This is a genomic window from uncultured Anaerococcus sp. (assembly GCF_963510915.1).
In the GTDB taxonomy this organism is placed as follows: Bacteria; Bacillota; Clostridia; order Tissierellales; family Peptoniphilaceae; genus Anaerococcus.
The window spans coordinates 1-2,668 of sequence record NZ_CAUPHG010000155.1 but is presented as its reverse complement, the minus strand read 5'-3'; the positions used below and the strand labels follow the sequence as shown (position 1 = coordinate 2,668).

Annotated in this window: 3 protein-coding genes and 1 pseudogene; 3 read left to right on the top strand and 1 reads right to left on the bottom strand. The window is 30.2% G+C overall.

Annotated features, from left to right (window positions below):
- Together RQ893_RS09035 and RQ893_RS09030 are read left to right on the top strand one after the other, a co-directional pair.
- The coding region (locus tag RQ893_RS09035; protein ID WP_311482675.1) for a heavy metal translocating P-type ATPase at positions 1–1,295 on the top strand (1,295 nt) is incomplete at its 5' end.
- Positions 1,296–1,571, top strand: coding sequence for a metal-sensing transcriptional repressor (locus RQ893_RS09030; RefSeq protein ID WP_311482674.1), 276 nt, complete (start codon positions 1,296–1,298; stop codon positions 1,569–1,571).
- A 42-nt stretch (positions 1,572–1,613) separates the two neighbouring features.
- Here RQ893_RS09030 and RQ893_RS09025 read toward each other — a convergent pair whose 3' ends face one another.
- A complete protein-coding gene (locus tag RQ893_RS09025) occupies positions 1,614–2,114 on the bottom strand; it encodes a QueT transporter family protein (protein WP_311482673.1) in 501 nt (166 codons plus the stop codon).
- A 126-nt stretch (positions 2,115–2,240) separates the two neighbouring features.
- On the opposite strand from RQ893_RS09025, the pseudogene RQ893_RS09020 reads away from it, so the two are divergent.
- Positions 2,241–2,668, top strand: a pseudogene (locus tag RQ893_RS09020) (hypothetical protein); the annotation flags it as partial.

Genomic DNA, 2,668 nt, shown 5'->3' with positions numbered 1-2,668 from the left:
AATATGCCGAACTAGGACTCTTATTTAAAAATGCTGAAAGTTTGGAAAATCTTAATAAGGTTGACACAATTTTACTTGATAAGACAGGTACAATTACAGAAGGAAGACCAATAGTTACCGATTTAATCACAAAGATGGATGAAGGGTCTTTTCTTGAAATCGCAGCATCATTAGAAAATTTATCAGAACATCCCCTATCTGATGCAATAAATACCTATGCGAAGGAAAAAAATACTAAAATCTCTTCAGTAGATGACTTTGAATCTATTATTGGCAGAGGTATTAAGGGAAGAATTGATAATGTTCTTTACTATGCGGGTAATCTTAGACTTATGGAAGAAAATAAAATAAAAATTGGGAATTATAAGGATTTAAATGAGAAACTCTCAATCGATGGCAAAACCTCAATGTATTTTGCAAATGATAAGGAAGTCATTGGTCTAATAGCTGCCAAGGATATGGCAAGAAAATCTTCAAGATTCGCTATAGACATCCTTAAAAAAGAAGGTTTTGAAATCACAATGGTTACTGGTGATAACGAAATTACAGCAGAATCCATTAGGAAGAGTCTAGATATTAATAAAAAATTTGCAGAAGTCCTTCCCCAAGACAAGGATAAAGTTGTAAAAACCCTCCAGACAGAAGGTAAAAAAGTTGCTATGGTTGGAGATGGTATAAACGATGCTCCTGCACTTGCAAGAGCAAATATTGGTATTGCCATAGGCAAAGGATCAGATGTTGCTATTGATTCAGCCGACGTAGTTCTAGTTAAGAATAGTTTACTAGACTTGGTGAAATCTATCGACTTATCAAGGGCAACAATTAAAACAATAAAAGAAAACTTATTTTGGGCTTTCTTTTATAATATAATCCTTATACCCCTTGCGGCAGGGCTCTTATATCCTAAATTTGGTCTAACCTTAAATCCTATGTTTGCAGCCTTTGCAATGAGTTTCTCATCTGTATTTGTTTGCTTAAACTCACTTAGACTTAGAGGATTTAAGTCAAAGGCAGAATCTTATTCAAATGAAGCTAATTATGAAAATGAAAATTTAAAGGAGAATGAAATGAACGAAGTTAAAAAAATGATAGTAAATGTTGATGGTATGAGCTGTAACAATTGTGCAAAGCACGTTAAAAATGCCCTAGAAGACATTAAGGGCGTAAGTGAAGTCATAGTAAACCTTGGTGATAAAAATGCTGAAATATCATATGAAGGCTCAATCGATGAAAAATCAATTGGAGATGCTATAACAGAAGCTGGTTACGAATTTAAGGGGCTTAAAAATTTATAAATGAAGGCTAATAAAGATAAGACTATTAGAAAACTCAAAACCGTAAGCGGACAAATTGATGGTGTAATTAAGATGATAGAAGACGACAGGTATTGTATTGACATATCTAACCAAATAATGGCGTCTATTTCAATCCTTAAAAACATAAATAAAGAGGTTCTCAGAGCACATCTGGAACACTGTGTATATGATAGTCTCAAGCTAAAAAATGAAGTCGATATAAAAAACAAAATTGATGAGATAGAAAAGATTATTGATAAACTAAATAAAATTTAGGATAAAAAAACTCCTTAGCCTTAGGCTATAGGAGTTTTTAAGTTAAAAATTATATATATATGACATAAATCCTTCATTTTTTTCAAGAATCTTAAATAACATTACACCGATAATCGAAACCATTACGAATTCACTTAACATAAATTGCATTAAAAGTACTAAAAATACTTCATCACTAGCAAGATATATCCAAGTACCAATAGCAGGTACTGAAACTAATAAAACTGGGAAAATTGATGCGATGTATAAATTTTTAGTCTTTTTCATTAATATGAAAGCAATATATGATGAAATAGTTCCAAATACAACGTCGAATAACATCATTGGACTAAATAAATTTGCTATAGCGCATCCTAAAACAAGTCCTGGTATAAATCTCTTATTATAAAAAACTAAGAGAACCAATATCTCACTAAACCTAAATTGAATTGGTCCGTAGGAAGCAACTGGCAATAAAAGTGTCAAAACAGCATAGAGTGCTGCTACACCTGCAGATTTTACTAAATAATTAGTATCATCTAAACTAATAAATTTTTCTTTCATTTTTTTCTCCTTGATTTTTTTTAGTAATGGGTGCCAAGAAACATTACTCGCTTATTATATTCCAAAATATAATTTTTTAAAGTTTTGACTTATTGAAGCAAAATTTATTTCTAGTAAAATATTACTATGAAAAAACTATTAATAATACTTTTATCTCTAATAAGCCTATCATCCTGTTCCAACGGTGATGATATAAATATAAAAGGCTTTATAGATGAAGAAAGTGTAAAAATAATTGAAGATTTAAAATCTCTCGCAAGTGATACCTTTAAAAGAAAAAATTTCTTAGATTTTGAATATGATGTAAAACCAAAAAAGAAGTCAGACGTTAAAGAAGACTTGATTAAAAATGTTGAAGAAGCAGCAAAGAAAGATAAAAAAGCCCAATGGGTTTATGATAATTATTATAACCTTGATAATACTGATGCATTTTTAACTGGAAATGATCCAGATACTATAGAATTTGTTTATAATAAAAACCACAATTTTACTGACTTTAAATTTTATAAAGGAGAATCCGTAAAGCTAAAAAGACAAACTCCTTATTTTCTTCA